The following is a 22,016-nucleotide window of genomic DNA, read 5'->3' on the forward strand; positions in this document are numbered from 1 at the left end:
AGCGTCCCGTTGGACTAGTGGTGGTGATGCTCGTCCGACGGGCTGGTGATCACCGTGCCGGAGGTCGGATCGAGGAACAGCGCGTCGGTCCGATAGTCATGGCTGTGATCCTGATCGAAGTCGAACAGGTCCATGATCGAGCCAGAGCTGGCATCGAACGAGCCGCCACCGATACGCTGGCCGCGCAGCCAGTTGTCCTCGATGAACCGCACCACGGACGCCTGCGAGATGTAGGTGCTGCTCACGTGGTTGGTCCTGGCGTAGGGCGAGACCACGATGAACGGAATGCGCGTGCCCGGACCGCAGCGGCCGTTCACCGGCTTGCCGACGAGACCCTTCGGTGCCGGCTGCTTCTGCGGGCCGAGGCCGCACAGGCCCGAACCGTTGACCTGATCGGCGGTCGGGTCATACGAGGCGCTCTTCGGCGCAACGTATTGGTGGTCGTACCAGCCGTCGGAGTCGTCATAGGTGATGACGACGGCGGTCTCGCGCCATTCCGGCTGCTTCTGGAGGAAGTTGATCAGCTCGACATTGCCGACCTGCTCGTCGAGCGGATCGGAGTTGCCGGCGTGACCGTCCTGGTAGGCCGACATCTTGATGTAGGAGACGGCCGGGAAATTGCCGGCCTTCACGGCGGCGTAGAAGTCCTCGATATCGTAGCCGTGGTTGGCGGGATCGACCTTGCCGTCCATCGCGTAAGTGTGGCCGACGGCATGCACCGAGCTCGGCCGCGCATGGGTCGGGTTCGCGGTCGACTTGTAGTACTGGAACCAGGCGTGGTGCGGAATGTAGTCCACGATGGTGCCGTTGACGTTGCTGGAGAAGGTGCTGCGGCCGCAGCCGGTGGTGCCGTTGGCGTTCTTGAGCGTCAGGTCGAAGCCGCCCATGAAGCTGCCCCAGCTGATGTGCTCGGCATTGAGCAGGTCACCGATGTTCTTGCCGTCCATCAGGATGGTGCTGGTCGTGCTCGAGCAGGGATCGTTGCCCGGATCGGTGTCGCCGATCAGCGTCAGGCCGCCCTGGCCGTCGGGAACGGTCTGCGTCGACACGCCGACAACGTTCTGCACGCCGTTGGTCTGGCCGGAGATCACCTCGAGCATGCCCGGCGTCGACGGACCGAAGGTGTCGGTCCAGGCATTGTCGCTCATGGCGAAGTGCTGGGCGTAATTCCAGAAGGCGGTGGTGGTGTTGCCGTCGAAATAGCCCATCACCTGACCGTTGGTGCCGAACGCACCGGCGCCGCCGGCTGTGCCGCGGCCGGTGAATTTCGGAAACAGGTCTTCCTTGCCGTTGTCCACGGCCTGCTGCTCGGGCGTGTAGGCGTGGTTCTGCGAGCGCGTGTTGGCCTGGGTGCGGTCGAGGCGGAACGGGTCCGTCGCGCCGGTGCCGTTGGCCGCGCTGTCGTTCGGATTGCTCACGAGCAAATGCGCGTTGGCGAGATTATTGACCTTCGGCGTATGCGGCTTCGGCACGAAGGGGATCGAGCCTGACGGATTGGCCGCGTTCGGATAGGTCGCGAAGTAATGATCGAACGAACGGTTCTCGTTGAAGATGATCACGAGATGCTTGATCGGCGTCTCGGTGTGGATGTCATGCGGATGACGGTGATGATCGCGATCGTTGTCATGATCATGTCCGCGATCGCGGTCACGGCCGAAGTCGTCCGCGAGGACGGGAAGAGTGCACGCGAGCGCGCTCGCGGCCGCGAAAATCGCAGCCGTCGTCAGAAGTCTCGATTTCATTTTTTTGACGCCCCGGAAATGAGGATGTTTACGATCAGAAATATTTCTAGACAGCTGGGGTGACAGAGCTGTGTCAGTTTGACGCACGAGACACTTTGCGCACTGGTCGGCGCATAATTTTTTAAGCGGGCGCGTGCTTCACGCCGCCGGGTCACGTCATGCCGTTTTATTCCCCGAGCGCAGGCAAAAATGATCGCGCCCAGATTGTTGCGCGATACGCCCGGTTGCATTTAGCTTTGCCGGAAGAACATAACTTTCGGGGGAAACATGAAAGCCGCATTTGGCAGGCGCACGCGCCTTGCCGCGTCAGCCCTTGTAGCGACCTCGATGATCGGCGTTGCCAATTTCGCTGCTCATGCCGAGATCGTCGTCACCGCCAATGACGGCGAGATGGCGCTGGAAAATGGCGTTGCCGTGGTCCGCAAGCAGCCGCTGCCGGACACCGTCAGCGTCATCGATCTCACCGACGGCACGCTGAAACTGCTTGGCGAGGTGCCGGCTCCCGCCAGCGTCGTCGGCCCGCCGCCGAGCGTGGCGGTCGCATCCGATGGCGCGTACGCGCTGGTGACGGGCGCCAGGAAGATTGATCCGGCGGATGCGACCAAGACGGTGCCCGATGACAAGCTCTCCGTCATCGACCTCAAATCCTCGCCGCCAAAGGTGCTCGCGACGCTTCAGGCCGGCGCCGGCGCGGCCGGCGTCTCGATCAATCGTGCAGGCACGCTGGCACTGGTTGCGAACCGCAGCGAAGGCACGGTCTCGGTCTTCACGATCAGCGGCAGCACGCTGACGCCATCAGGCAAGATCCAGCTTGGCGACGCCAAATCAGGCCCGAGCCACGCCGTCTTCTCCCGTGACGGCGCGACCGCGCTGGTCACCCGTGACGGCGACAGCAAGATCTCACTTCTCACCGTGGACGGGACCAAGGTCGAATACACCAAGCGCGACCTCTCCGCCGGCATCCGCCCCTACGACATCGACCTCACCGGCAGCGCGGTGGCCGTCGTCGGCAATGTCGGCGCCAGCAGCGGCGACAGTGACACGATCAGCCTGATCGACATGAACGCCAAGCCGGTCCGCGTCGTCACGACTGTTACCGTCGGACAGACACCGGAGGCCGTGAAGATGTCGCCGGACGGCAGCCATGTCGCTGTCACCGTCATGAACGGCTCGAACAAGCCATCGGCCTCGCCCTTCTTCAACGATTTCGGGCTGCTGAAAGTCTACAAGATTTCAGGGACTGACCTCACGCCGGTTGCGGAGGCAAAGATCGGCCATTGGTGCCAGGGCATGGTGTGGTCGAAGGACTCCAAGCATGTCGTGGCGCAGTGCATGGTCGAGAACGAGCTGATTGCTTTCTCGTTCGACGGCAAGGCGCTGAACAAAATGTCCACGCTGAAGCTGCAGGTCAGCCCCGCAGGCATTCGTACCGCGGAGCCGTGAGCCAACCCTAATAGCAGGCGAGGAGCCCCGAGATGCCGTCAGAGCCGCTTGGTGAAATGGTAGCGACGAATACCACCGCCTAGTGTCTTGTTGCTGGCGGCATCGGCGATCTCTTCGCGCTCGTTCTCGTATCCCGCGCGTCGATACAGCTCCAGCGCATCCTGCTGAAGCTCGGACGTGCTTAGTTGCAATTCTAGCCGATTGCGGCGGCGGCACTCCTCTTCTGCGAACGCCAGCATCTTTCGCGCGATACCCCGGCGCCGCGCGCCGGGAGCAACGTACATGCGCCGTAACTCCATCGCGGACTCGCCGACGGCTTCCAGTCCAAACATGCCGACAATGTCGTCGTCGACGGCGACCCAGAAACCACCGTTGCGAACCGCATAATAGTCAGCGAGACGGTCAATCTCTTCCGCGAGGGAACGCGTAATGTATCCCTCAAATGCCTCCGCCAAATGGGCCGGCGCCAATAGACGATTGACCCGGACGAACAGCTCGCGCACAGCGGCTGCATCGGCCGGCAAGAAAGCGCGGATCTGAATCTCGCTTGCCATGGAGCCGCTGCCGCTACTCCGTCCGGATCGGCGTGTCCTTCAGGCCGTTGTTGTCATAGGCCTTGCGCAAGGTGCCGTTCGTCGTGGCTTCCGTCATGAACCTGGAAACGAACGTCAGCGCCTGGGGATGACCGAGCGGGACGGCGACGGCCGTCACCGTTTTCTTGAACGTCTCGTCCAGCACCTTCGTGCCCGGGATCTTCTGCGCCATCTTGTTGAGCTGGTCGCGCGACAGCGCGAAGGCGTCGATCTCGCCGCTCTTCAGGAGGCCGAAGATCTCGTCATAGGTCTGATAGCCCGTGACTTTCGCATTCTTCAGATGCGCGATCGCGCCGCGCATGGTCGTGGTGGCGTTGACGGCCGCGACCTTGATGCCGGGCTGGTCGAGGCTGGCGAAGTTGGTGACGGCTGAGCCGGGCTTGACGATGTAGGTGGCATCCGCGACCTCATAGATCGGGCCGAACATCATCTTGGTCTCGCGCTCGGGATCCTTGGGCAGCCAGGTTACGTCCCACGTCCCCTTGCCGGCTGCGTCGGTGATCTGCCCGGAATTCTGGTGCACGACATATTCGACGGGGACGCCGAGCTGGCCGGCCATCTCCTTGCCGAGGTCGACCGGCACGCCGGCATAGCCGGCTTCGGTCTTGGTCGACCAGAACGCGCCGCCCGCCGGGCTGATCGCGATCGCGACCCGCAGCTTGCCGGTCGGCGCGATCTCGTCCTTCAGGCCATCGGCTAGCGCGGGCATGGCGACTGCAGCTGCGAGAACGAGGCCGGCAAGGGCCGCCTGGAGGGACGTGGGCATGTCATGTTCTCCTCACCTTTTCTTCTTTCCACGGGCTTCGTTTCCGCTACGCCGGCTTTGACACAATTCTGGTCGATCATGCACCCGGTGAAAAGCGGTTTGCCATGACAAACCTGTCGAAGGCCACTGCGCCGTTGCAGTGCGAGGCCGGTGACCGCCATGGCTATGGTGTTCCACGGCCGGGCATTTGTTGGTAGCCTGCTACACCGACAGACAATAATCGGGGGCCACCGAATGACCTGCGCGAATCCCGCGGATCTCGCACAACGGAACGGAGCGTGGAGACATGTCGGGCGGGCACTCGTCGCCGCGGCGGCCGTGGTGGCGCTCGCCGGCTGCGAGGACAAGAACGCGTTCGTGGCGCCGCCGCCGCCGAAGGTGGACGTCGCGGCGCCCGTGCAGCGCGCGGTGACGCGCTATGTCGAAGCTACCGGCACCACCGCGCCGGTCAAGAGCGTCGATCTGGTGGCGCGCGTGCAGGGCTTCCTGCAATCGATCGACTATCAGGACGGCAGCTTCGTCAAGCAGGGCACCCAGCTTTTCTTAATCGAGCCGGAGACCTACAAGCTCAAGCTCGAGCAGGCGCAGGCGGCCGAGGTCGGCGCGCAGGCCACGCTCAAGCAGGCCGAAGCCGATTTCAAGCGGCAGGCCGAGCTTGTGCAGCGCCAGGCGGTCTCGCAGTCCACCCTCGATACCTCGACGTCGACCCGCGACAACGCCCAGGCCAGTCTCCAGCAGGCGCAGGTCAATACGAGGCTCGCCGAGGTCAATTACGGCTACACCAAGGTGAGCGCGCCGTTTGACGGCATCGTCAGCGCGCACCTGGTCTCGATCGGCGAGCTCGTCGGCGTCTCCTCCCCGACCCAGCTTGCAACCATCGTCGCGCTCGACCCGATCTGGGTGAACTTCACGGTCAACGAGCAGGATGTCCTTCGCATCCGCGCCGAAGCGATCCGCCGCGGGCTGACCGTGGCCGACCTCAAACAGTTGCCGCTCCAGGTGGGCCTCCAGACCGAGACCGGCTATCCGCATGAAGGCCACCTCGACTACATCTCGCCGACCCTCAATACATCGACGGGCACACTCGCGGTGCGCGGCGTCTTGCCCAACGACAAGCGGGCGCTGCTGCCCGGCTATTTCGTCCGGGTCCGGGTGCCCTTCGACCAGGACAAGAGCGCCCTCCTCGTGCCCGACACCGCGCTCGGCAGCGACCAGGGCGGCCGCTATCTCCTGGTCGTCAATAGCGACAACATTGTCGAGCAGCGCAAGGTGCAGATCGGTCAGGTCGACAACGGCCTGCGGGTGATCGAAAGCGGCTTGAAGCCTGATGACCGCGTGGTGATCGCAGGGCTGCTGCGCGTGATCCCGGGTCAGAAGATCGATCCGCAACTGACGAAGATCGAGCAGCCGCAGGCGTCTGCCAAGTGAGGGGTCGCCAGCCATGATCTCGAAATTCTTCATCGAGCGGCCGGTCCTCTCGAACGTCATCGCGCTTCTGATGATCCTGATCGGCGGCGTCGCGCTGTTCAACCTCGCGATCGCGCAATATCCCGACGTGGTGCCGCCGACGGTGCAGGTCACCACGCGCTATCCCGGCGCCAGCGCCAAGACGGTGATCGATACCGTCGCGCTGCCGATCGAGCAGCAGGTCAACGGCGTCGAGGACATGCTCTACATGCAGTCCTACAGCGGCTCCGACGGCACCTACACGCTGACCGTGACCTTCAAAATCGGCACCGACCTCAACTTCGCGCAGGTGCTGGTGCAAAACCGCGTCTCCAGCGCGCTATCGCAACTGCCATCCTCCGTGCAGAACCAGGGCGTCACCGTCCAGAAGAAGTCGACCTCGATCCTGCTGTTCGTGACGCTGACCTCGCCGGACAAGACATTCGACAGCCTTTATCTGAGCAACTACGCCACCATCAACATTCGCGACGAGCTTTCGCGCCTGCCCGGCGTCGGCAACGTCACGGTGTTCGGCGCCGGCCAGTATTCGATGCGGGTGTGGCTCGATCCGAACAAGCTCCAGGTCCGCGGACTGATGCCGTCGGACGTCGTCACGGCGATCCAGCAGCAGAGCCAGCAGGTCTCGGCCGGCCAGGTCGGCGCGCCGCCGACGCCGCCGGGCCAGGCGTTCCAGTACACGTTAAATGTCAACGGCCGGCTCGACGACACCACCCAGTTCGAGAACATCATCGTCAAATCAGGCACCAGTGGCGACGTCACGCGCGTGCGCGACGTCGGCTGGGTCGAATTGGGCGCGCAGACCTACAGCCAGATCTTCTCGCTGAACAATCAGCCCGCCACCGGCATCGGCGTGTTCCAGTCGCCGGGCGCCAACGCGCTCCAGGTCGAGCAGGCCGTCGAGAAGAAGATGGCGGAGCTTGCAAAACGATTCCCCGAAGGCATCAAATACGACACGCCGTTCGACACCACCAAATTCGTCGAAGCCTCGGTGCACGAGGTCTACATGACGCTGATCGAGGCCGGCCTGCTGGTGCTGGTCGTGATCCTGGTGTTCTTGCAGGACTGGCGCGCGATGCTGGTGCCGGCGACGACCGTGCCCGTCACCATCATCGGCGCGTTCGCGGCGATGGCGGCGCTCGGCTTCACCATCAACATGTCGACGCTGTTCGCGATCGTGCTCGCGATCGGCATCGTCGTCGACGACGCCATCGTCGTGGTCGAGGGCGCCGCGCACAACATCGAGCAGGGCATGAACGGCCACGACGCCGCGATCAGGGCGATGGACCAGCTGTTCGCGCCGATCGTCGGCATCACCCTGGTGCTGATCTCGGTGTTCCTGCCGGCCTCGTTCCTCGCCGGCCTCACCGGGCGCATCTATTCGCAATTCGCGCTGGTGATCGCGGCGACCGCGCTGCTGTCCGCCATCAACGCGGCGACGCTGAAGCCGACGCAATGCGCGCTCTGGCTGCGGCCGACGGTGCCGCCGGAGCAGCGCAATTTCTTCTACCGCGGCTTCAACGCCGTCTATAACCGTGTCGAGCGGGGCTACACCCGCCTCATCGGCGTCCTGTGCAGGAACAGCACGGTCTCGGTCGCATTCGCACTGGTGCTGATCGGGATCGGCGGCTACGGCCTGTCGCGGGTGCCGACCGGCTTCCTGCCGATCGAGGACCAGGGCTATCTGATCGCGGCCGTGCAACTGCCCGACGGCGCCGCGCTGGAGCGGACCCAGACGGTGCTCGACAGAGCGAGCGTGCTGATCAAGGACACGCCTGGTGTCCAGCAGGTCATCACCATCGCCGGCATCTCCGCGCTCGACAACAGCGCCAGCCTTGCCAATGCCGGCGTCGCCTACATCATCCTGAAGGACTGGGGGGCGCGCAAAGGGCCCGGCGAGGATCTGCGTTCGCTGGTCTACGGGCTGAACGACAAGCTCGCGACCATCATGGAGGCACGCACTTTGGTGCTGCCGCCGCCGCCGATCCAGGGCATCGGCAACGCGGCCGGTTTCTCGATGCAGGTCGAGCTGCGCGACGGCAACAGCGATTTTGCAAAGCTCCAGGCCATCACCGGCGCGATGGTTTCCAACGCCCAGAGCCAGAGCGCGCTGCAGCGCGTCTCGTCTTCGTTCCGCTCGTCGGTGCCGCAGTTCAACGTCGAGATCGACCGCATCAAGACCCAGACGCTGCACGTCACCACCGATCAGGTGTTCGCGGCGCTGTCGACCTATCTCGGCTCGTCCTACGTCAATCAGTTCAACAAGTTCGGACGCGTGTTCCAGGTCTATACCCAGGCCGATCCCGCGTTCCGCGTCACCGAGCGCGACATCGCCAGCATGCAGGTGCGCAACTCGAACGGCGACATGATCCCGATCGGCACCGTCGCCACGATCACGCCGGCCACCGGCCCGTCGCTGATCAGCCTCTACAACCTCTACCCTTCCTCGACCATCGTCGGCCTGCCGGCGCAGGGCTACTCGTCCGGCCAGTCGCTGAAGCTGATGGAGGAGATCGGGGACAAGACGCTGCCGCCGGGCACAGGCTATGAGTGGACCGCGATGTCCTACCAGGAGAAGGCCGTCTCGAACCAGATCTACTGGGTGTTTGGCCTTGCCATGCTGCTGGTCTATCTCGTGCTCGCCGGCCAGTACGAGAGCTGGTACGCGCCGATCTCGGTGATCCTCGCGGTGCCGCTGTCGCTGATCGGGCCCATGCTGGTCCTCAACGCGTTGAAGATCGACAACAACCTCTATTGCCAGATCGGCCTGATCCTGCTGATCGCGCTGTCGGCCAAGAACGCGATCCTGATCGTCGAGGTCGGGCTCGAGCTGCACGGCCGCGACGGCAAGCCGGTGCTGGAATCCGCGATCGAGGCGGCGCGCGCCCGTTTCCGGCCGATCCTGATGACGTCGTTCGCCTTCATCCTCGGCGTGGTGCCGCTGGTGATCGCGACCGGCGCCGGCGCCAGCGCCCGCAAGTCGATCGGCATCACCGTATTCTCCGGCATGCTGGCCTCGACCTGCCTTGCAGTGCTGTTCGTGCCGGCCTTCTTCGTGGTGGTGCAGCGCTTCGAGAACTGGCGTGCATCGAAGAAGCCGCCGAAGGCGCAACCGGTGGCCGAGGTGAAACCCTAGGCTTTTCCTGCGGAGGCCTGTCCGATAAAAAAAGTCGAAAACAACCCCATGCACAGTAGAACGGCGTTGATGGCATTGGGGTTTTTGGAGCGTTCCGGTGCTTTGACACGTCGGGCAAAACACTGGCAGAATGGCATGATGGGCAGGCATTGCACGACGTGCCGTCACATCCCCCGTCATTGCGAGCGCGGCGAAGCAATCCAGAGTCCCTCTGCGGAGGCCGTCTGGATTGCTTCGTCGCTACGCTCCTCGCAATGACGAGCGGAGAGAGCCCCGGCCTCACGCCGGCTGCGGCGTCCTGATCTCGCGCGGCAGGATGATCGCGGCGGCGATCGCGAGCAGGCAGAGCGCGGCGAAGGCGTGCAGCATGGTGACGAAGCCGCCCTGCTCGTAGAGCCAGGCGACCAGGCCGACGGAGGCGCCCGCGGCGGTGAAGCCGATGAAATAGCGCACCGCATAGGCGCGCGAGCGCCATTCCTCGCTGGTGTACTTGCCAACCATGGCATCGTTCACCGTGACCTGCCCGAACGCACCCATGACGATGCCTATCGAGACCAGGATCAGCGGGAGATTGGACAGGCTCGCGGCGAGATACAGAAACGGCGCCAGCATGAAGGACAGCGGCAGCGCCACCGTCTTCAGCGAGTAGCGGTCGAGCAGCCGGCCGATCGTGTACTGCGTCATCGCGCCGAACACGTAGACGCAGGCGGCGATGACGCCGAGCAGCGCAGGGCTTTTCGTCAGGTCCGCAAGCCGTTCCGCGAACAGTTTTGGCAGCGCGACGGTCACGGCATTGAAGGTCGTCGAGATCGCGATCACGACGATCAGCAGCGACAGGATCACGCGCCACATGTCTTTCTTCGCCACGCGCGCTTGAGCTGCCGCCTGCTTCGAGCCCTTGCGGTCCTCGTGCACGACCATCATCGCAAAGGCGATGCCGATCAGGATGGTGACGACACCGGGCACGATGAAGGCAAAACGCCATCCGAGATACTGGCCGATCACGCCGGTGACCAGCGCGGACGACGCAACGCCGAGATTGCCCCAGACGCCGTTGATCCCCATCTCGCGGCCGAGCCGGTCGGCATAGGACACGATCATCGCGGTGCCGACGGGATGATAGATCGAGGCAAAAATGCCGATCGCGAACAGCGCCGCGCCGAGCTGTGCCGGGGTCTGCACGAAGCCGACCGAGATCATGGACGCACCGATGCCGACGAAGAAGATCAGCATCATGTGGCGGCGGCTCCAGCGGTCCCCGAGCCAGCCGGTGAGCAGCGAGCCCGCGCCGAAGGCGACGAAGCCCGGCGTCGCATAGGGCAGAAGTTCCGAATAGGCCATGCCGAGCGCCGGCCCCATGATGATCACGGCGGCGGCGAAGATCAGCATCGCATAATGGTCGATGAAATGGCCTGCGTTGACGAAACTGATCACCCGGCTGGGGCTGTTCATTCCGAATCCTCTCCTGCTCCGAAATGAGTTATATGTCCTGGGCATGACGGGATGCTGCCAATGACTGTCGTCGAAACGCCAATCCTCCGGGAGGTCCGGAGCAACCATCTCTCGCCCGCGGGCGTGCACCTCGTCGCACGCGACTATCCCAAGGGCATGCGGATCGATCCGCATATGCACCGCGAGTCACAACTCATCTACGCGGCCAGGGGGACGATGCAGGTGACGACGCCCGCGGGGCGCTGGCTGGTGCCGCCGGACCGCGCCGTCTGGGTGCCAGCGGGTCTCGAGCATGCCCTCGACCTGCTCGCCGACATCGAGATGCGCACGCTGTATTTCGACCTGCCCTGGCTGAAGCGCGAGCAGCGCTATGAGGGGCTCACCAAGGAATTCGTGGTGCGGGTGTCGTCGCTGCTCAACCAGGCGATCCTGGCACTGTTCGACGCACGCAACACCGAGGAACGCACAGAGCTGCTGGTCCGCCTGGTGATGCTGGAATTGCACCAGGCCGAGGATCCCGCGACCTTCGTGCCGCTGCCGCGTGAGCCGCGCTGCCGGCGCGCCGCGATGATCGTGCTGGACGATCCCACCGGCCTGCACGACATCGACACGCTGGCGCGCGAGGTCGGAACCTCCGCGCGTACGTTGTCGCGGCTATTTTCAACCGAGACTCAACTGAGCTTCAAGAGCTGGTGCCAGCGCGCAAGGGTTGCGGCGGCGATCCAGCGACTGTCGACCGACGCCAATGTGTCGGTGAAGCAGCTCGCCGCCCAGCTCGGCTATGCCAGCGTGCCGGCGTTTTCGGCAGCATTCCGTCAGGTGACGGGGCGGACGCCGACGGAGTTTGCGGGGAAGTAGGGTTGCTGCCGCACTCACGGTGTCGTCGCCCGGCTTGACCGGGCGACCCAGTATTCCAGAGACGGCCGTGATTGAACCGAGAGGCCGCGGCGTACTGGATGCCCCGGTCAAGCCGCGGCATGACGGCTTTGGTGGCACTCTCGGCCTTCGCGGGACATGACAGCTTTCCTGATGGCGCATGGCACCACGAAAGATACAAAATTCCTCCGCTTGATTGTGATCGGCTTCCGCCTAAATCCCGTGTAAGCTTCCGCAGCGCACAAACCGGAATCGAAAAGCCCAGATGGCCAACGCCTTCTTCTCAGACCTGCTCGCCACCATCTCCGATCGCGGCCGCACGCTGTTGCGCCGCGGGGATTCCGCCGACACCAAGCACGATGCCGAAGGCCTGATCGAGCTCTGCGGTGCGCTGCTGTCCGGTCGTGGCGAAGCTTCGGGCACTGCCATGGCGCGTGACGTGCTCGACATCTACCAGGAGTTGGATGCGGCAGGACGCCGCGCCTTCTTCGAAGCCCTGGTGCGCGATTTCGGCCCCGATCGCGAACGCCTGTCCAAGGCGATCGAAAAATGGCGCGCCAGGCCCAGTGACGAAGACGCAAGCTCGCTGCACTTCGCCTCCGAGCCGCGCCGGCAGGAGCTGATCCGCCGCCTCAACCGCGCGCCGGGCGGCACCGGCGATCTCGTCAACATGCGCGCCGATCTGCTCGGCATGATGAACGGCCACACCGATCTCGCCGCGCTCGATCGCGACGTCTCGCATCTTCTCTCGTCGTGGTTCAACAGGGGGTTTCTCGTGCTGCGCCGGATTGACTGGTCGACCCCGGCCAACATCCTCGAAAAAATCATCCGTTACGAAGCCGTGCACGAGATCAGCGATTGGGACGATCTGCGCCGCCGCATCGATCCGGTCGACCGGCGCTGCTACGCCTTCTTCCATCCGGCGATGGTGGACGAGCCCCTGATCTTCGTCGAGGTGGCGCTGACCGAGACGATCCCCGGTGCGATCGCGCCGCTGCTGGCGGTCGACCGCCAGCATCTGCCGATCGAGCGCGCGCGCACCGCAGTGTTCTATTCGATCTCCAACACCCAGCGCGGCCTTGGCGGCATCTCCTTCGGCAGCTTCCTGATCAAGCAGGTGGTGGAAGAGCTGCGCCGCGAGACGCCAAAACTCGACACCTTCGTGACGCTGTCGCCGGTGCCGGGCTTCATGCAATGGGTGAAGCAGGACAAGGACCTGCCGCTGTCGGACGAGGACCGCGAGATCCTGAAGCGCCTCGACGATCCCAAATGGTTCGAGAACCCCGAGACGACCACGCTGCTACGCTCCGTGATCGAGCCGCTCGCGGCCTATTACTTCCTGAAGGCGCGCACGCCGAAGGGCAAGCTGATCGATTCCGTCGCCCGCTTCCACCTCGGCAACGGCGCACGGCTCGAGCGCATCAACTGGCTCGGCGACCTCTCGCCGAAAGGCGCGCGCGAGTCCGCCGGCGTGATGGTCAACTACCTCTACCGCCTCGACGACATCGAGAAGAACCACGAAGCCTACGCCAATGACGGCGAGGTCGTGGCTTCGAGCGCGGTGAAGAAGCTGCTCAAGGGCGAGGGACGACGGCTGCTGGACATGCGGTTGTCGTAGGGGGACGGCCTCGGCCGCTTGCGTTGGTTCGCAGCCACAATCTCGGTGTCATCGCCCGGCCTTGACCGGGCGATCCAGTATTCCAGAGGCCGGCGTTGAAGCGCTCGCTCTCGCCACATTCGCCGCAGCGTACTGGATGCCCCGGTCAAGCCGGGGCATGACAGCGGAGAGCGTGGCGTGGCCGTCGCAACCCAAGCGCCCCCTATTCCGCCAGCGCCTTCATTTCCTTGTAGAGATCCGACTTGCCTTCGAAGCCGATGCCCGGCAAGTCGGGCATGGTGATGTGGCCGTTCTCGACGCGCACGCCATCCGGGAAGCCGCCGTAGGGCTGGAACAGGTCGGGATAGCTCTCGTTGCCGCCGAGGCCGAGGCCGGCGGCGATGTTGAGGGACATCTGGTGGCCGCCGTGCGGGATGCAGCGGCTCGGCGACCAGCCGTAGGTTTTCAGGACCTCCAACGTGCGCTGGTATTCGCACAGGCCATAGGACAGCGCACAGTCGAATTGCAGCCAGTCGCGATCCGGGCGCATGCCGCCGTAGCGGATGAGGTTGCGCGCGTCCTGGTGGCTGAACAGGTTTTCGCCTGTCGCCATCGGGCCGGGATAGAATTCGGCGAGCGCGGCCTGGAGCGCATAGTCGAGGGGATCGCCGACTTCCTCGTACCAGAACAGCGGATAGTCCCTCAGCATCTTGGCGTAGGCGATGCCGGTCTCGAGATCGAAGCGGCCATTGGCATCGACCGCGAGCTGCGCGTCCTTGCCGATCTCCTTCAGCACCGCCTCGATGCGGGTGCGGTCGTCTTCGATCGACGCGCCGCCGATCTTCATCTTCACGACGTTGTAGCCGCGATCGAGATAGCCGCGCATCTCGCCGCGCAGCATCGAGAGATCCTTGCCGGGATAATAATAGCCGCCGGCAGCGTAGACGAAGACGCGCGGATTGGCGGTCACGTCGTGCCGTTCGGCGAGCAGCCGGAACAGCGGCTTGCCTGCGATCTTCGCCACGGCGTCCCACACCGCCATGTCGATGGTGCCGACCGCGACCGAGCGCTCGCCATGGCCGCCCGGCTTCTCGTTGGTCATCATCGCGGCCCAGACCTTGTCGGGGTCGAGATTGTCACCGGCCGCATTCAGCAGCGACTTCGGATCGGCCTCCAGGATGCGCGAGGCAAAGCGCTCGCGGATCAGGCCGCCCTGCCCGTAGCGGCCGTTGGAGTTGAAGCCGTAGCCGACGACGCGCTTGCCGTCGCGAACGACGTCAGTGACGACGGCGACGAGGCTCGTCGTCATCTTGGTGAAGTCGATATAGGCGTTGCGGATCGGCGAAGAGATCGGCTTCGTGATCTCGCGGACGTCGACGATGCGGACGGACATGGGATTTGGCCTTTCACTTTCGTCATTGCGAGCGAAGCGAAGCAATCCAGACTGTCACCGCGGAAATGGTCTGGATTGCTTCGTCGCAAGGGCTCCTCGCAATGACGGGGAGAGAGCGTGCTCCTCGCAATGACGAGGAGAGACAATGCGGCGCGCTTACTTCTTATCCCTGAAATACGGCTCGACCGGACCATGCACCTTGATGGTCAGCGGATTGCCGTAGCGGTCCTTGGCGTTGCCGGCGGCGACGCGGACCCAGCCTTCGCTGATGCAATACTCCTCGACATTGGTCTTCTCGACACCCTTGAAGCGGATGCCGACGTCGCGCGAAAGAATATCCGCGTTGTAATACGGGCTGTTCGGGTCGACCGACAGGCGGTCCGGAAATTCGTCGCTCATGATTGTCTCGCTCATAACAGGGTCTCGATTTGCTGCCGCAATCCTTCGGGCCGGGCGGTCGGCGCGTAGCGTGCGATCACCTTGCCGGCACGGTCCACGAGGAATTTGGTGAAATTCCATTTGATGGAGGCGCCCAGCAGGCCGGATTGCTGGCGTTTCAGGTACTCATACAGAGGGTGCGCGTGGGCGCCGTTGACGTCGATCTTCTCGAACAGGGGAAAGGTGACGTCGTAGTTGGTCGAGCAGAATGCCTGGATCTCGCTCGCCTGCCCCGGCTCCTGCGCGCCGAACTGGTTGCAGGGAAAGCCGAGCACCGAGAAGCCGCGCGGTGAGAGGTCGCGATAGAGATCCTCCAGCCCGCGATATTGCGGCGTGAAGCCGCATTTGCTCGCAGTGTTGACGATCAGCAGCACCTGCCCTTCGAAACGGCGCATGGGCACTTCATCGCCGAGAAGCGAGTTGGCCTTGAAGTCGTAGATCACAGACATCGCTAACCCACGGGATCGATCGGCGACGGCGGCACGCCGCCCGCCTCGATCGCTTCGCCCGCGAGCAGACACAGATCCTCGCGATAGCGGCCGGACACGATGTGCACGCCGACCGGCGCCTTGCCGACCAGACCGGTGGAGACCACGAGGCCCGGCAGTCCCATGAACGGGGTCGCGATCTGCGGCATCTGCGCCTCCCAGACGCGTTCGAAAGACTCACTGTCCTTGCGGTCGAGATGATCCGGGAACGGCAACTCGCCGGACACCGGCGTGAGCACCACGGCATATTTTTCGAAGAACAGCATCCAGTCGCGGGTCAGCGTGGCGCGTCGCGTGAGCGCCTTGGCGTAGTCCGCCTGATCCATCGGCGTGACCTTGGCGCGATTGCCGCGCAGGCAAGCCAGCGCACCGGGATCGCCTTCGCGCTCAGCCATCTCAAGCTGCGCCTCATAGCCGTCGCCAAGCCAGAGTTTTCTCTGCCACTCGACCGCCTCGCGCATCGGCGGCGTGTTCTCGATGACCTCGACAGTCCAGCCGGCGCGCTCCAGCCGCTTGCCGGCGTCAGTCACGGCCGCCTTCACCTCCGGTTTGGTCGCAAGCCCGTCCGGGTTGAGGCAGAGCGCGGCGCGCTTCGGGCGCGTGGGGCCTTCCAGAGGGACCGGCACGAACCAGGGGTCGCGGATGTCGCGGGCTGACATGGCTTCGAGCGAGATCCTGAGATCGTTGACGGTGCGCGCCAGCGGGCCCGACACGGCCATGATCTGCGGCCCGATCGGACGCTCCGGCAGCGCCGGGTTGAAGGCGGGGATGCGGCCGAGCGTCGGGCGCAGGCCGTGCACGCCACAGGCATAGGCGGGATAGCGGATCGAGCCGGCGATGTCGGTGCCGTGGGCGATATGGCCGATGCCGGCCGCGACCGCCGAGCCGGCGCCGCCGGACGAGCCGCCCGGGGTCAGCGAGGCGTCGCGGGGGTTCTTGGTGTCGCCATGGACCAGATTGGTGGTGAACCAGCGATAGGAGAAGGCCGGGCAATTGGTGCGGCCAAGCAGAATGGCGCCGGATTTGCGGAAATTGGCGACCACCGGATTGTCCTCGCGCGCGATCAGGTCGCGCTGGAGTTTCAGGCCGTTGGTGGTGGCAAAGCCTTCCTGGTCGACATTGGCCTTGATGGTGACGGGCACGCCGGCGAGCACACCGGGATCTTCTCCCCGGGCGATGGCGGCATCGACGGCGTCAGCCTGCTTGAGCACGTCCTCCGGCCGGTGGTCGATCACCGCGTTGAGCTGGGGATTGACGGCGTCCAGGCGGGCCAAACCGGCCTTGGCCGCCTCCCGGGCGGAGACCTTTTTGGATTTGACGAGGGTCGCGAGGTCGGCGGCCGACAGGCGCCAGAGATCTTGCATGGCTTGCTCCGTTTAACCGGCGTCTTTTAGCGCCGGGAACGCGGCAAAGCCATGCGATTTTCCCGGGGAGGAAGAGCGGGTTTGGTGTCGGGTGGCGCGTCATTCTCCGTCATTGCGAACGCGATGAAGCAATCCAGAATCCCTCCGCGGAGACAGTCTGGATTGCTTCATCGCAAGGGCTCCTCGCAATGACGGGGGAGAGAGCGGAGGCCTCAATGCCTGGTCGCGGACTCGTCTGGCATGTCCAGCAGGGCCTCGGTGAAGGGGAATTCGAGCACGATCTCCCCGTGGTCGTCGGTCACCTCGATGACGGCCTCCATGAGCACCGGCTGGGCGCCCTCCGACTTCACCACCTCCAGGATCATCTGGCGGGCGACCTCCCAGGCGCGATCGGGGTTACGCAGGTCCTCTCCGTCGGGATCCACGATCAATTCGTCGCCGATGCGGGTGTTGAAGAAGTATCTGGGCATCACGAGGGTCCAAATTGGGAGGCCTGTACCGGATTGAAAGCTGCGCTGCACTCACAACTGCTTTATCAGGACAGGGTTCGCGACCGAATGCGCCCTGCGCAAGGCAGCATCACGGGAAGTGATGTTCCACCATCATTTTTCGCGGCGCAACATGACTTTCTCGGGAAGATTTCACTAGCGAACTTTTCCACTCGCATTACTTTAACCGTTGGGCGGATACGTCCGAATTCGTGAAATGGAGAGCCAAAATGGCCTGGAAAGCCCCGAAGATCGTCGAAGTGCCCTGTGGCATGGAAATCAACATGTATGTGAGCGCCACCCGCAAGTAAGCGGTTGGTGGTTTCTGCGCAGGTGGATCTTTTGGTCACGATCGGTTTCCGGAAGACACGAACTTTGTCGGCACCCGTGTCGGCCTGAGATCCACCTCGCGACGTTCCCTCCAGGAGACGTATTATGCTTCGCGTCGTCGTCCTGGGCGCCGGGGCCGGCGGCGGAGTCCCGCAATGGAATTGCGGGTGCGAGGGCTGCCGGGCGGCCCGTGAAAATGGCCATGAGCTTCAGAGAACCCAGGCCTCGGTCGCGTTCAGTGGCGACGGCGAGCATTGGTTCCTGATCAACGCCTCCCCCGATCTTCGCCAGCAAATGAATGCCGCGCCGCAGCTGCATCCCAAGGCCGGCGCGCTGCGCCATACGCCTGTTGCAGGCGTGATCCTGACCAACAGCGAGGTGGATGCGGTCGCGGGCCTGCTGTCGATGCGCGAGGGTTCGCCCTTCACGGTCTATGCGCATCAGAAGGTGCTGGCGATCCTGAAGAGCAACAGCATCTTCAACGTGCTGAACGAGAAGAACGTACAGCGCCAGCCGATCTCCATTCACGAGCCGTTCGAGCCGCGGCTGCCTGATGGTGCGCGCTCAGGGATAGAGGTGCTGCCCTTCGCGGTATCAGGCAAGTCGGCCTGGTATCTGGAAGGCAAGGCGCATCCCGGCGGCGAGACCGGCGACGGCGATACGCTGGGGCTCAAGATCACGGACAAATCAACCGGCAAGTGCTTCTACTTCATCGCCGCCTGCGCCGAGGTGACGGATGCGCTCAAGGCCGAGATCGATGGCGCAGCACTGGTGTTCTTTGACGGCACGGTCTGGCAGGATGACGAGATGATCAAGGCCGGGCTCGGCCACAAGACCGGCAAGAGCATGGGCCATGTCGCGATGTCCGGTCACGATGGCGCGATCGCGCGCCTCGCCGACCTCACTCTCGACAGGAAGATGTTTCTGCATATCAATAACTCGAACCCGGCGCTGCTGCCCGATACACCCGAGCGCAAAGCGCTCGAGGCCGCGGGCTGGCGGATACCCGCCGACGGAACGGAGATCGTGCTGTGAATGCCGCGTCCATGACTGGAATGACTGCGCTCTCTGTTGGCAAGGACATCAGGCTCAACTCGGCGGAGGAGCTGGAGGCGACGCTGCGCCATATCGGGGCGACGCGCTATCACAGCCTGCATCCGTTTCATAAGCTGCTGCACGGCGGCAAGCTGAACAAGGGCCAGGTGCAGGCCTGGGCGCTCAACCGCTACTATTACCAGAGCACGATCCCGATCAAGGACGCCGTGGTGATCTCGCGCTTCCGCGACCGCGCCACGCGGCTGGAATGGCGCCACCGCATCGAGGACCATGACGGCGACGTCGGCAGCGAGGGCGGCATCGAGCGCTGGCTGAAGCTGACCGAAGGCCTCGGGCTCGACACGGCCTATGTGGAATCGACCGAAGGCATCTTGCCGGCGACGCGCTTCGCGGTCGAAGCCTATGTCCATTACTGCCGCGAGAAGAGCCCGCTGGAGGCGATCGCCTCCTCGCTCACCGAATTGTTCGCGCCGAACCTGCACGAGGAGCGCATCTCCGGCATGCTGGAGCACTACGACTTCGTCAATCCCGACATCATGAGCTACTTCAAGCGGCGGCTGGCGCAGGCGCCGCGCGATGCCGGCTTCGCGCTCGACTACGTCAAGGCGCACGCCACGACGCCGGAGCAGCGCGCCTCCGTCTGCAACGCGCTGATCTTCAAGACCAACGTCTTGTGGGTGCAGCTCGACGCGCTCCAGCACGCCTATGTCGAGGGCCACATTCCGCCGGGCGCGTTCGTGCCCCAAGAAACCAAAAAGGCGAGCTGAGGGACAAGCGCAATGGCCGGGCCGCGGAACATCAGCGTCAGCGAGGCAAGCCGCCCGGTGCTGCCGCGGCATGCCAAGCTGAAATATGACGAGACGCGCAAGGTCTGGGTGATCCTGGCGCCGGAACGGGTACTGGCGCCCGACGAGATCGCGGTCGAGGTCTTGCAGCTCTGCGACGGCGAGCGCAATGTCGGGGACGTCGCCGACCAACTGGCCGCGAAATACGCCGCGCCGCGCGAGGCGATCCTGGCCGACGTCATCGTCATGCTCCAGGATCTCGCCGACAAGGGCTTCCTCACCGAGGCCCGGGAGAAGACGTCATGAGCGATGTGCTCCCGACCATCCCGCCTCACGCTAGCGACAGCCTCGCGGTGCTGGAGAAGAGCCGCTCGACCGCGGAGACGTTCGGCATTCCGCTCGCGGTGCTGCTCGAGATCACCCATCGCTGCCCGCTGCAATGCCCCTATTGCTCCAACCCGGTCGAGCTCGACCGCTCCGGCAAGGAGCTGACGACCGAGGAATGGAAGAAGGTCTTGAGCGAACTCGCCGAGATCGGCGTGCTCCAGGTCCATTTCTCCGGCGGCGAGCCGACCGCGCGGAAAGACCTCGTCGAGCTGGTCAAGCATGCCAGCGACGTCGGGCTCTACACCAATCTGATCACCTCGGCCGTGCTGCTGACGCGCGAGCGGCTGAGCGAGCTGGCGGATGCCGGGCTCTGCCATGTGCAGATCAGTTTCCAGGGCGTCGAGGAAGGTCTCGCCGATCGCGTCGCCGGCTACAAGAACGGGCACCGCAAGAAGCTCGAAGTCGCAAAATGGACCCGCGAGCTCGATCTGCCGCTCACTGTGAACGCGGTGATGCACCGGCAGAATTTGCACCAGCTCCCCGACATCATCCAGATGTCGATCGATCTCGATGCCGACAGGCTCGAGGTCGCCAATGTGCAGTATTACGGCTGGGCGCTGAAGAACCGCGCCGCGCTGATGCCGACCGTGGCGCAGCTCGACGAATGCACCCGCATCGTCGAGGAGGCGCGCGAGCGGCTGAAGGGCACGCTCGCGATCGACTACGTCGTTCCCGATTATTATGCGCTGCGGCCGAAGAAGTGCATGGGCGGCTGGGGCCGGCAGTTCTTCAATATCTCGCCCGCCGGCAAGGTGCTGCCCTGCCACGCCGCCGAGAGCATCACCGGGCTCGATTTCGAATCCGTGCGCTCCAACCATTCGATCGCCTGGATCTGGCAGAACTCGGATGCCTTCAACCGCTATCGCGGCACCGGCTGGATGAAGGAGCCGTGCAAATCCTGCGAATTCCGCGAGATCGATTTCGGCGGCTGCCGCTGCCAGGCCTTTGCGCTGACGGGCGACGCCGCCAACACCGATCCGGCCTGCGCGCTGTCGCCGCTGCACGAGACCATCTTCAAGCAGGCCGAGCGCGAGGCCGAGGGCGAGACCAACCGCTTCCTCTATCGCAATTTCGCCGGCGGCACTCTGGAATCCGGGAATGATTCCTGACGCCGACGCAGGCACAGCCGCAAAACGTGCCGATCCCTTCGCGCCGCTGACCTCCGACATGCTCGACGTCGGCGACGGCCACGAGCTCTATGTCGAGAGCATCGGCCGCGCCGACGGAATCCCTGCGATCTACCTGCATGGCGGCCCCGGCAGCGGTTGCCAGCCGGATCATCGGCGGCTGTTCGATCCCGATCGCTTCTGCGCCGTGCTGTTCGACCAGCGCGGCTGCGGTCGCAGCCGTCCGAAGGGATCGCGCGAAAACAACACGACGGCGCATCTGATCGCGGACATGGAGAAGATCCGCGAGAAATTCGGCTTCGACCGCTGGATGGTGGTCGGCGGCTCCTGGGGGGCGACGCTGGCGCTGGCCTATGCCGAGGCGCATCCCGAGCGCGTCTCCGGCATTGCGCTCCGCGCAACCTTCCTGGGCACCCGCGCCGAGGTCGAAACCGCTTTCACATCGCGCCTGTCGCAATTCTATCCAGCGCTCTACGAGGATTTTCTCAGCGTGCTGCCGCCCGATGAGCGCGCACACCCGGTGGACGCCTATTGGCGCCGCATCCTCGATGCCGATCCGGCCGTGCATGGTCCCGTCGCGCGGGCCTGGCACGACACCGAGCGCGCTCTGTCTGAGCACAAGGCGGCCAAGACGCGGCTGGACCTCGCATCGCTGAACGTGTGGCGCACGCTGCCCGCGACGCCGTTCATGGAGGCCCATTATTTCGTCCACGACAGCTTCATGACGGAAAACCAGTTGTTGCGAAGCGCGGACCGTCTGTCCGGCATTCCCGGCATCATCGTGCAGGGCCGCTACGATCTGTTGTGCCCTCCTGAGACATCCGACCGGCTTGCGAAAGTATGGCCCGGTTCCGAGATTCGGATCGTGGAAGAAGCCGGACATTCGCTCTATGATGCCGGCGTGCGGGACGCGGTCATGAGGTCGATCGCCGATCTCGCGTCGAAGATCTCGCGCTAGATCCATCTCCTCATCCTGAGGAGCGCTCCGCAGGAGCGCGTCTCGAAGGATAAGGCCGAGATGTAGCAGCGGGGCCTTCATGGTTCGAGACGGCGCTTGCGCGCCTCCTCACCATGAGGGGATAGCATGGGAA

Annotated in this window: 20 protein-coding genes; 11 read left to right on the plus strand and 9 right to left on the minus strand. The window is 64.2% G+C overall.

Annotated elements, in window-relative coordinates:
• Positions 1 to 14: 14 nt before the first annotated feature.
• The gene (locus AC5ZFO_RS15960; protein WP_282522889.1) at positions 15 to 1,742 is read right to left on the minus strand and encodes a phospholipase C; all 1,728 of its coding nucleotides are present in this window, start codon (positions 1,740 to 1,742) and stop codon (positions 15 to 17) included.
• Between the two features lie 267 nt (positions 1,743 to 2,009).
• Here AC5ZFO_RS15960 and AC5ZFO_RS15965 point away from each other — a divergent pair, with 267 nt between their 5' ends.
• Positions 2,010 to 3,185, plus strand: coding sequence for a YncE family protein (locus AC5ZFO_RS15965; protein WP_282522890.1), 1,176 nt, complete (start codon positions 2,010 to 2,012; stop codon positions 3,183 to 3,185).
• A 38-nt stretch (positions 3,186 to 3,223) separates the two neighbouring features.
• On the opposite strand, the gene AC5ZFO_RS15970 is transcribed toward AC5ZFO_RS15965, so the two are convergent.
• The gene (locus tag AC5ZFO_RS15970) at positions 3,224 to 3,739 is read right to left on the minus strand and encodes a GNAT family N-acetyltransferase (RefSeq protein ID WP_282522891.1); all 516 of its coding nucleotides are present in this window, start codon (positions 3,737 to 3,739) and stop codon (positions 3,224 to 3,226) included.
• 13 nt (positions 3,740 to 3,752) lie between these two features.
• A complete protein-coding gene (locus AC5ZFO_RS15975; protein WP_282522892.1) occupies positions 3,753 to 4,544 on the minus strand; it encodes an ABC transporter substrate-binding protein in 792 nt (263 codons plus the stop codon).
• Positions 4,545 to 4,778: 234 nt separating this feature from the next.
• Here AC5ZFO_RS15975 and AC5ZFO_RS15980 point away from each other — a divergent pair, with 234 nt between their 5' ends.
• Both AC5ZFO_RS15980 and AC5ZFO_RS15985 read left to right on the plus strand, forming a co-directional pair.
• Entirely contained in the window at positions 4,779 to 5,972 is a 1,194-nt protein-coding gene (locus tag AC5ZFO_RS15980) for an efflux RND transporter periplasmic adaptor subunit (protein ID WP_282522893.1), read from the plus strand.
• Between the two features lie 13 nt (positions 5,973 to 5,985).
• A complete protein-coding gene (locus AC5ZFO_RS15985; RefSeq protein WP_282522894.1) occupies positions 5,986 to 9,144 on the plus strand; it encodes an efflux RND transporter permease subunit in 3,159 nt (1,052 codons plus the stop codon).
• Between the two features lie 279 nt (positions 9,145 to 9,423).
• On the opposite strand, the gene AC5ZFO_RS15990 is transcribed toward AC5ZFO_RS15985, so the two are convergent.
• Complete coding sequence (locus AC5ZFO_RS15990; protein WP_282522895.1) at positions 9,424 to 10,596, minus strand: MFS transporter; 1,173 nt, start codon at positions 10,594 to 10,596, stop codon at positions 9,424 to 9,426.
• A gap of 51 nt (positions 10,597 to 10,647) precedes the next feature.
• Between AC5ZFO_RS15990 and AC5ZFO_RS15995 the strand changes: the two genes are divergently transcribed.
• Both AC5ZFO_RS15995 and AC5ZFO_RS16000 read left to right on the plus strand, forming a co-directional pair.
• Positions 10,648 to 11,454: an AraC family transcriptional regulator gene (locus AC5ZFO_RS15995; RefSeq protein WP_404979822.1), complete on the plus strand. Its 807-nt coding sequence runs from the start codon at positions 10,648 to 10,650 to the stop codon at positions 11,452 to 11,454.
• 283 nt (positions 11,455 to 11,737) lie between these two features.
• Positions 11,738 to 13,090: a malonyl-CoA decarboxylase gene (locus tag AC5ZFO_RS16000; RefSeq protein WP_282522897.1), complete on the plus strand. Its 1,353-nt coding sequence runs from the start codon at positions 11,738 to 11,740 to the stop codon at positions 13,088 to 13,090.
• 202 nt (positions 13,091 to 13,292) lie between these two features.
• On the opposite strand, the gene tarD is transcribed toward AC5ZFO_RS16000, so the two are convergent.
• From tarD to AC5ZFO_RS16025, 5 genes are all read right to left on the minus strand, one after another.
• Positions 13,293 to 14,462 carry a D(-)-tartrate dehydratase gene (gene tarD, locus AC5ZFO_RS16005; protein WP_282522898.1) on the minus strand — a complete coding sequence of 390 codons (1,170 nt, stop codon included), beginning with the start codon at positions 14,460 to 14,462 and terminating at the stop codon, positions 13,293 to 13,295.
• 156 nt (positions 14,463 to 14,618) lie between these two features.
• On the minus strand, positions 14,619 to 14,876 hold the full coding sequence (locus tag AC5ZFO_RS16010) for a DUF3297 family protein (protein WP_282522899.1): 258 nt from the start codon (positions 14,874 to 14,876) through the stop codon (positions 14,619 to 14,621).
• Complete coding sequence (locus tag AC5ZFO_RS16015) at positions 14,873 to 15,349, minus strand: glutathione peroxidase (RefSeq protein WP_282522900.1); 477 nt, start codon at positions 15,347 to 15,349, stop codon at positions 14,873 to 14,875. Before AC5ZFO_RS16015 ends, AC5ZFO_RS16010 begins: the two co-directional genes overlap by 4 nt.
• A gap of 2 nt (positions 15,350 to 15,351) precedes the next feature.
• Positions 15,352 to 16,752: an amidase family protein gene (locus AC5ZFO_RS16020; protein WP_282522901.1), complete on the minus strand. Its 1,401-nt coding sequence runs from the start codon at positions 16,750 to 16,752 to the stop codon at positions 15,352 to 15,354.
• Between the two features lie 212 nt (positions 16,753 to 16,964).
• Positions 16,965 to 17,222: a DUF6894 family protein gene (locus tag AC5ZFO_RS16025; protein ID WP_496122225.1), complete on the minus strand. Its 258-nt coding sequence runs from the start codon at positions 17,220 to 17,222 to the stop codon at positions 16,965 to 16,967.
• Between the two features lie 248 nt (positions 17,223 to 17,470).
• Here AC5ZFO_RS16025 and pqqA point away from each other — a divergent pair, with 248 nt between their 5' ends.
• The 6 genes from pqqA to pip all read left to right on the plus strand — a co-directional run bounded on the left by pqqA (position 17,471) and on the right by pip (position 21,883).
• Entirely contained in the window at positions 17,471 to 17,551 is an 81-nt protein-coding gene (gene pqqA / locus AC5ZFO_RS16030; RefSeq protein ID WP_007595659.1) for a pyrroloquinoline quinone precursor peptide PqqA, read from the plus strand.
• Between the two features lie 124 nt (positions 17,552 to 17,675).
• Positions 17,676 to 18,605: a pyrroloquinoline quinone biosynthesis protein PqqB gene (pqqB, locus tag AC5ZFO_RS16035; protein WP_282522903.1), complete on the plus strand. Its 930-nt coding sequence runs from the start codon at positions 17,676 to 17,678 to the stop codon at positions 18,603 to 18,605.
• Between the two features lie 20 nt (positions 18,606 to 18,625).
• The gene (gene pqqC, locus AC5ZFO_RS16040) at positions 18,626 to 19,393 is read left to right on the plus strand and encodes a pyrroloquinoline-quinone synthase PqqC (protein WP_306664525.1); all 768 of its coding nucleotides are present in this window, start codon (positions 18,626 to 18,628) and stop codon (positions 19,391 to 19,393) included.
• Between the two features lie 12 nt (positions 19,394 to 19,405).
• Positions 19,406 to 19,717 carry a pyrroloquinoline quinone biosynthesis peptide chaperone PqqD gene (gene pqqD / locus AC5ZFO_RS16045; protein ID WP_028147039.1) on the plus strand — a complete coding sequence of 104 codons (312 nt, stop codon included), beginning with the start codon at positions 19,406 to 19,408 and terminating at the stop codon, positions 19,715 to 19,717.
• A complete protein-coding gene (pqqE, locus tag AC5ZFO_RS16050; RefSeq protein WP_282522905.1) occupies positions 19,714 to 20,907 on the plus strand; it encodes a pyrroloquinoline quinone biosynthesis protein PqqE in 1,194 nt (397 codons plus the stop codon). Before pqqD ends, pqqE begins: the two co-directional genes overlap by 4 nt.
• Positions 20,897 to 21,883, plus strand: a complete 987-nt coding sequence (gene pip, locus AC5ZFO_RS16055) for a prolyl aminopeptidase (RefSeq protein WP_282522906.1) — start codon at positions 20,897 to 20,899, stop codon at positions 21,881 to 21,883. The genes pqqE and pip overlap by 11 nt, the downstream gene beginning before the upstream one ends.
• The last annotated feature ends 133 nt before the right edge of the window (positions 21,884 to 22,016 follow it).

Source organism: Bradyrhizobium sp. Unk1 (assembly GCF_059512345.1).

Bases quoted from the DNA above. Each gene is read 5' to 3' on its own strand.
- AC5ZFO_RS16000 (WP_282522897.1), top strand. From the start codon at position 11,738: ATGGCCAACGCCTTCTTCTCAGACCTGCTCGCCACCATCTCCGATCGC.
- pqqE (WP_282522905.1), top strand. From the start codon at position 19,714: ATGAGCGATGTGCTCCCGACCATCCCGCCTCACGCTAGCGACAGCCTC.
- AC5ZFO_RS15995 (WP_404979822.1), top strand. From the start codon at position 10,648: ATGCTGCCAATGACTGTCGTCGAAACGCCAATCCTCCGGGAGGTCCGG.
- AC5ZFO_RS15965 (WP_282522890.1), top strand. From the start codon at position 2,010: ATGAAAGCCGCATTTGGCAGGCGCACGCGCCTTGCCGCGTCAGCCCTT.
- AC5ZFO_RS15970 (WP_282522891.1), bottom strand. From the start codon at position 3,739: ATGGCAAGCGAGATTCAGATCCGCGCTTTCTTGCCGGCCGATGCAGCC.
- AC5ZFO_RS15960 (WP_282522889.1), bottom strand. From the start codon at position 1,742: ATGAAATCGAGACTTCTGACGACGGCTGCGATTTTCGCGGCCGCGAGC.
- pqqD (WP_028147039.1), top strand. From the start codon at position 19,406: ATGGCCGGGCCGCGGAACATCAGCGTCAGCGAGGCAAGCCGCCCGGTG.
- AC5ZFO_RS16020 (WP_282522901.1), bottom strand. From the start codon at position 16,752: ATGCAAGATCTCTGGCGCCTGTCGGCCGCCGACCTCGCGACCCTCGTC.
- pqqC (WP_306664525.1), top strand. From the start codon at position 18,626: ATGACTGCGCTCTCTGTTGGCAAGGACATCAGGCTCAACTCGGCGGAG.
- AC5ZFO_RS15975 (WP_282522892.1), bottom strand. From the start codon at position 4,544: ATGCCCACGTCCCTCCAGGCGGCCCTTGCCGGCCTCGTTCTCGCAGCT.
- AC5ZFO_RS15980 (WP_282522893.1), top strand. From the start codon at position 4,779: ATGACCTGCGCGAATCCCGCGGATCTCGCACAACGGAACGGAGCGTGG.
- pip (WP_282522906.1), top strand. From the start codon at position 20,897: ATGATTCCTGACGCCGACGCAGGCACAGCCGCAAAACGTGCCGATCCC.
- AC5ZFO_RS16025 (WP_496122225.1), bottom strand. From the start codon at position 17,222: ATGCCCAGATACTTCTTCAACACCCGCATCGGCGACGAATTGATCGTG.
- AC5ZFO_RS15990 (WP_282522895.1), bottom strand. From the start codon at position 10,596: ATGAACAGCCCCAGCCGGGTGATCAGTTTCGTCAACGCAGGCCATTTC.
- pqqA (WP_007595659.1), top strand. From the start codon at position 17,471: ATGGCCTGGAAAGCCCCGAAGATCGTCGAAGTGCCCTGTGGCATGGAA.
- AC5ZFO_RS16015 (WP_282522900.1), bottom strand. From the start codon at position 15,349: ATGTCTGTGATCTACGACTTCAAGGCCAACTCGCTTCTCGGCGATGAA.
- pqqB (WP_282522903.1), top strand. From the start codon at position 17,676: ATGCTTCGCGTCGTCGTCCTGGGCGCCGGGGCCGGCGGCGGAGTCCCG.
- AC5ZFO_RS15985 (WP_282522894.1), top strand. From the start codon at position 5,986: ATGATCTCGAAATTCTTCATCGAGCGGCCGGTCCTCTCGAACGTCATC.
- tarD (WP_282522898.1), bottom strand. From the start codon at position 14,462: ATGTCCGTCCGCATCGTCGACGTCCGCGAGATCACGAAGCCGATCTCT.
- AC5ZFO_RS16010 (WP_282522899.1), bottom strand. From the start codon at position 14,876: ATGAGCGAGACAATCATGAGCGACGAATTTCCGGACCGCCTGTCGGTC.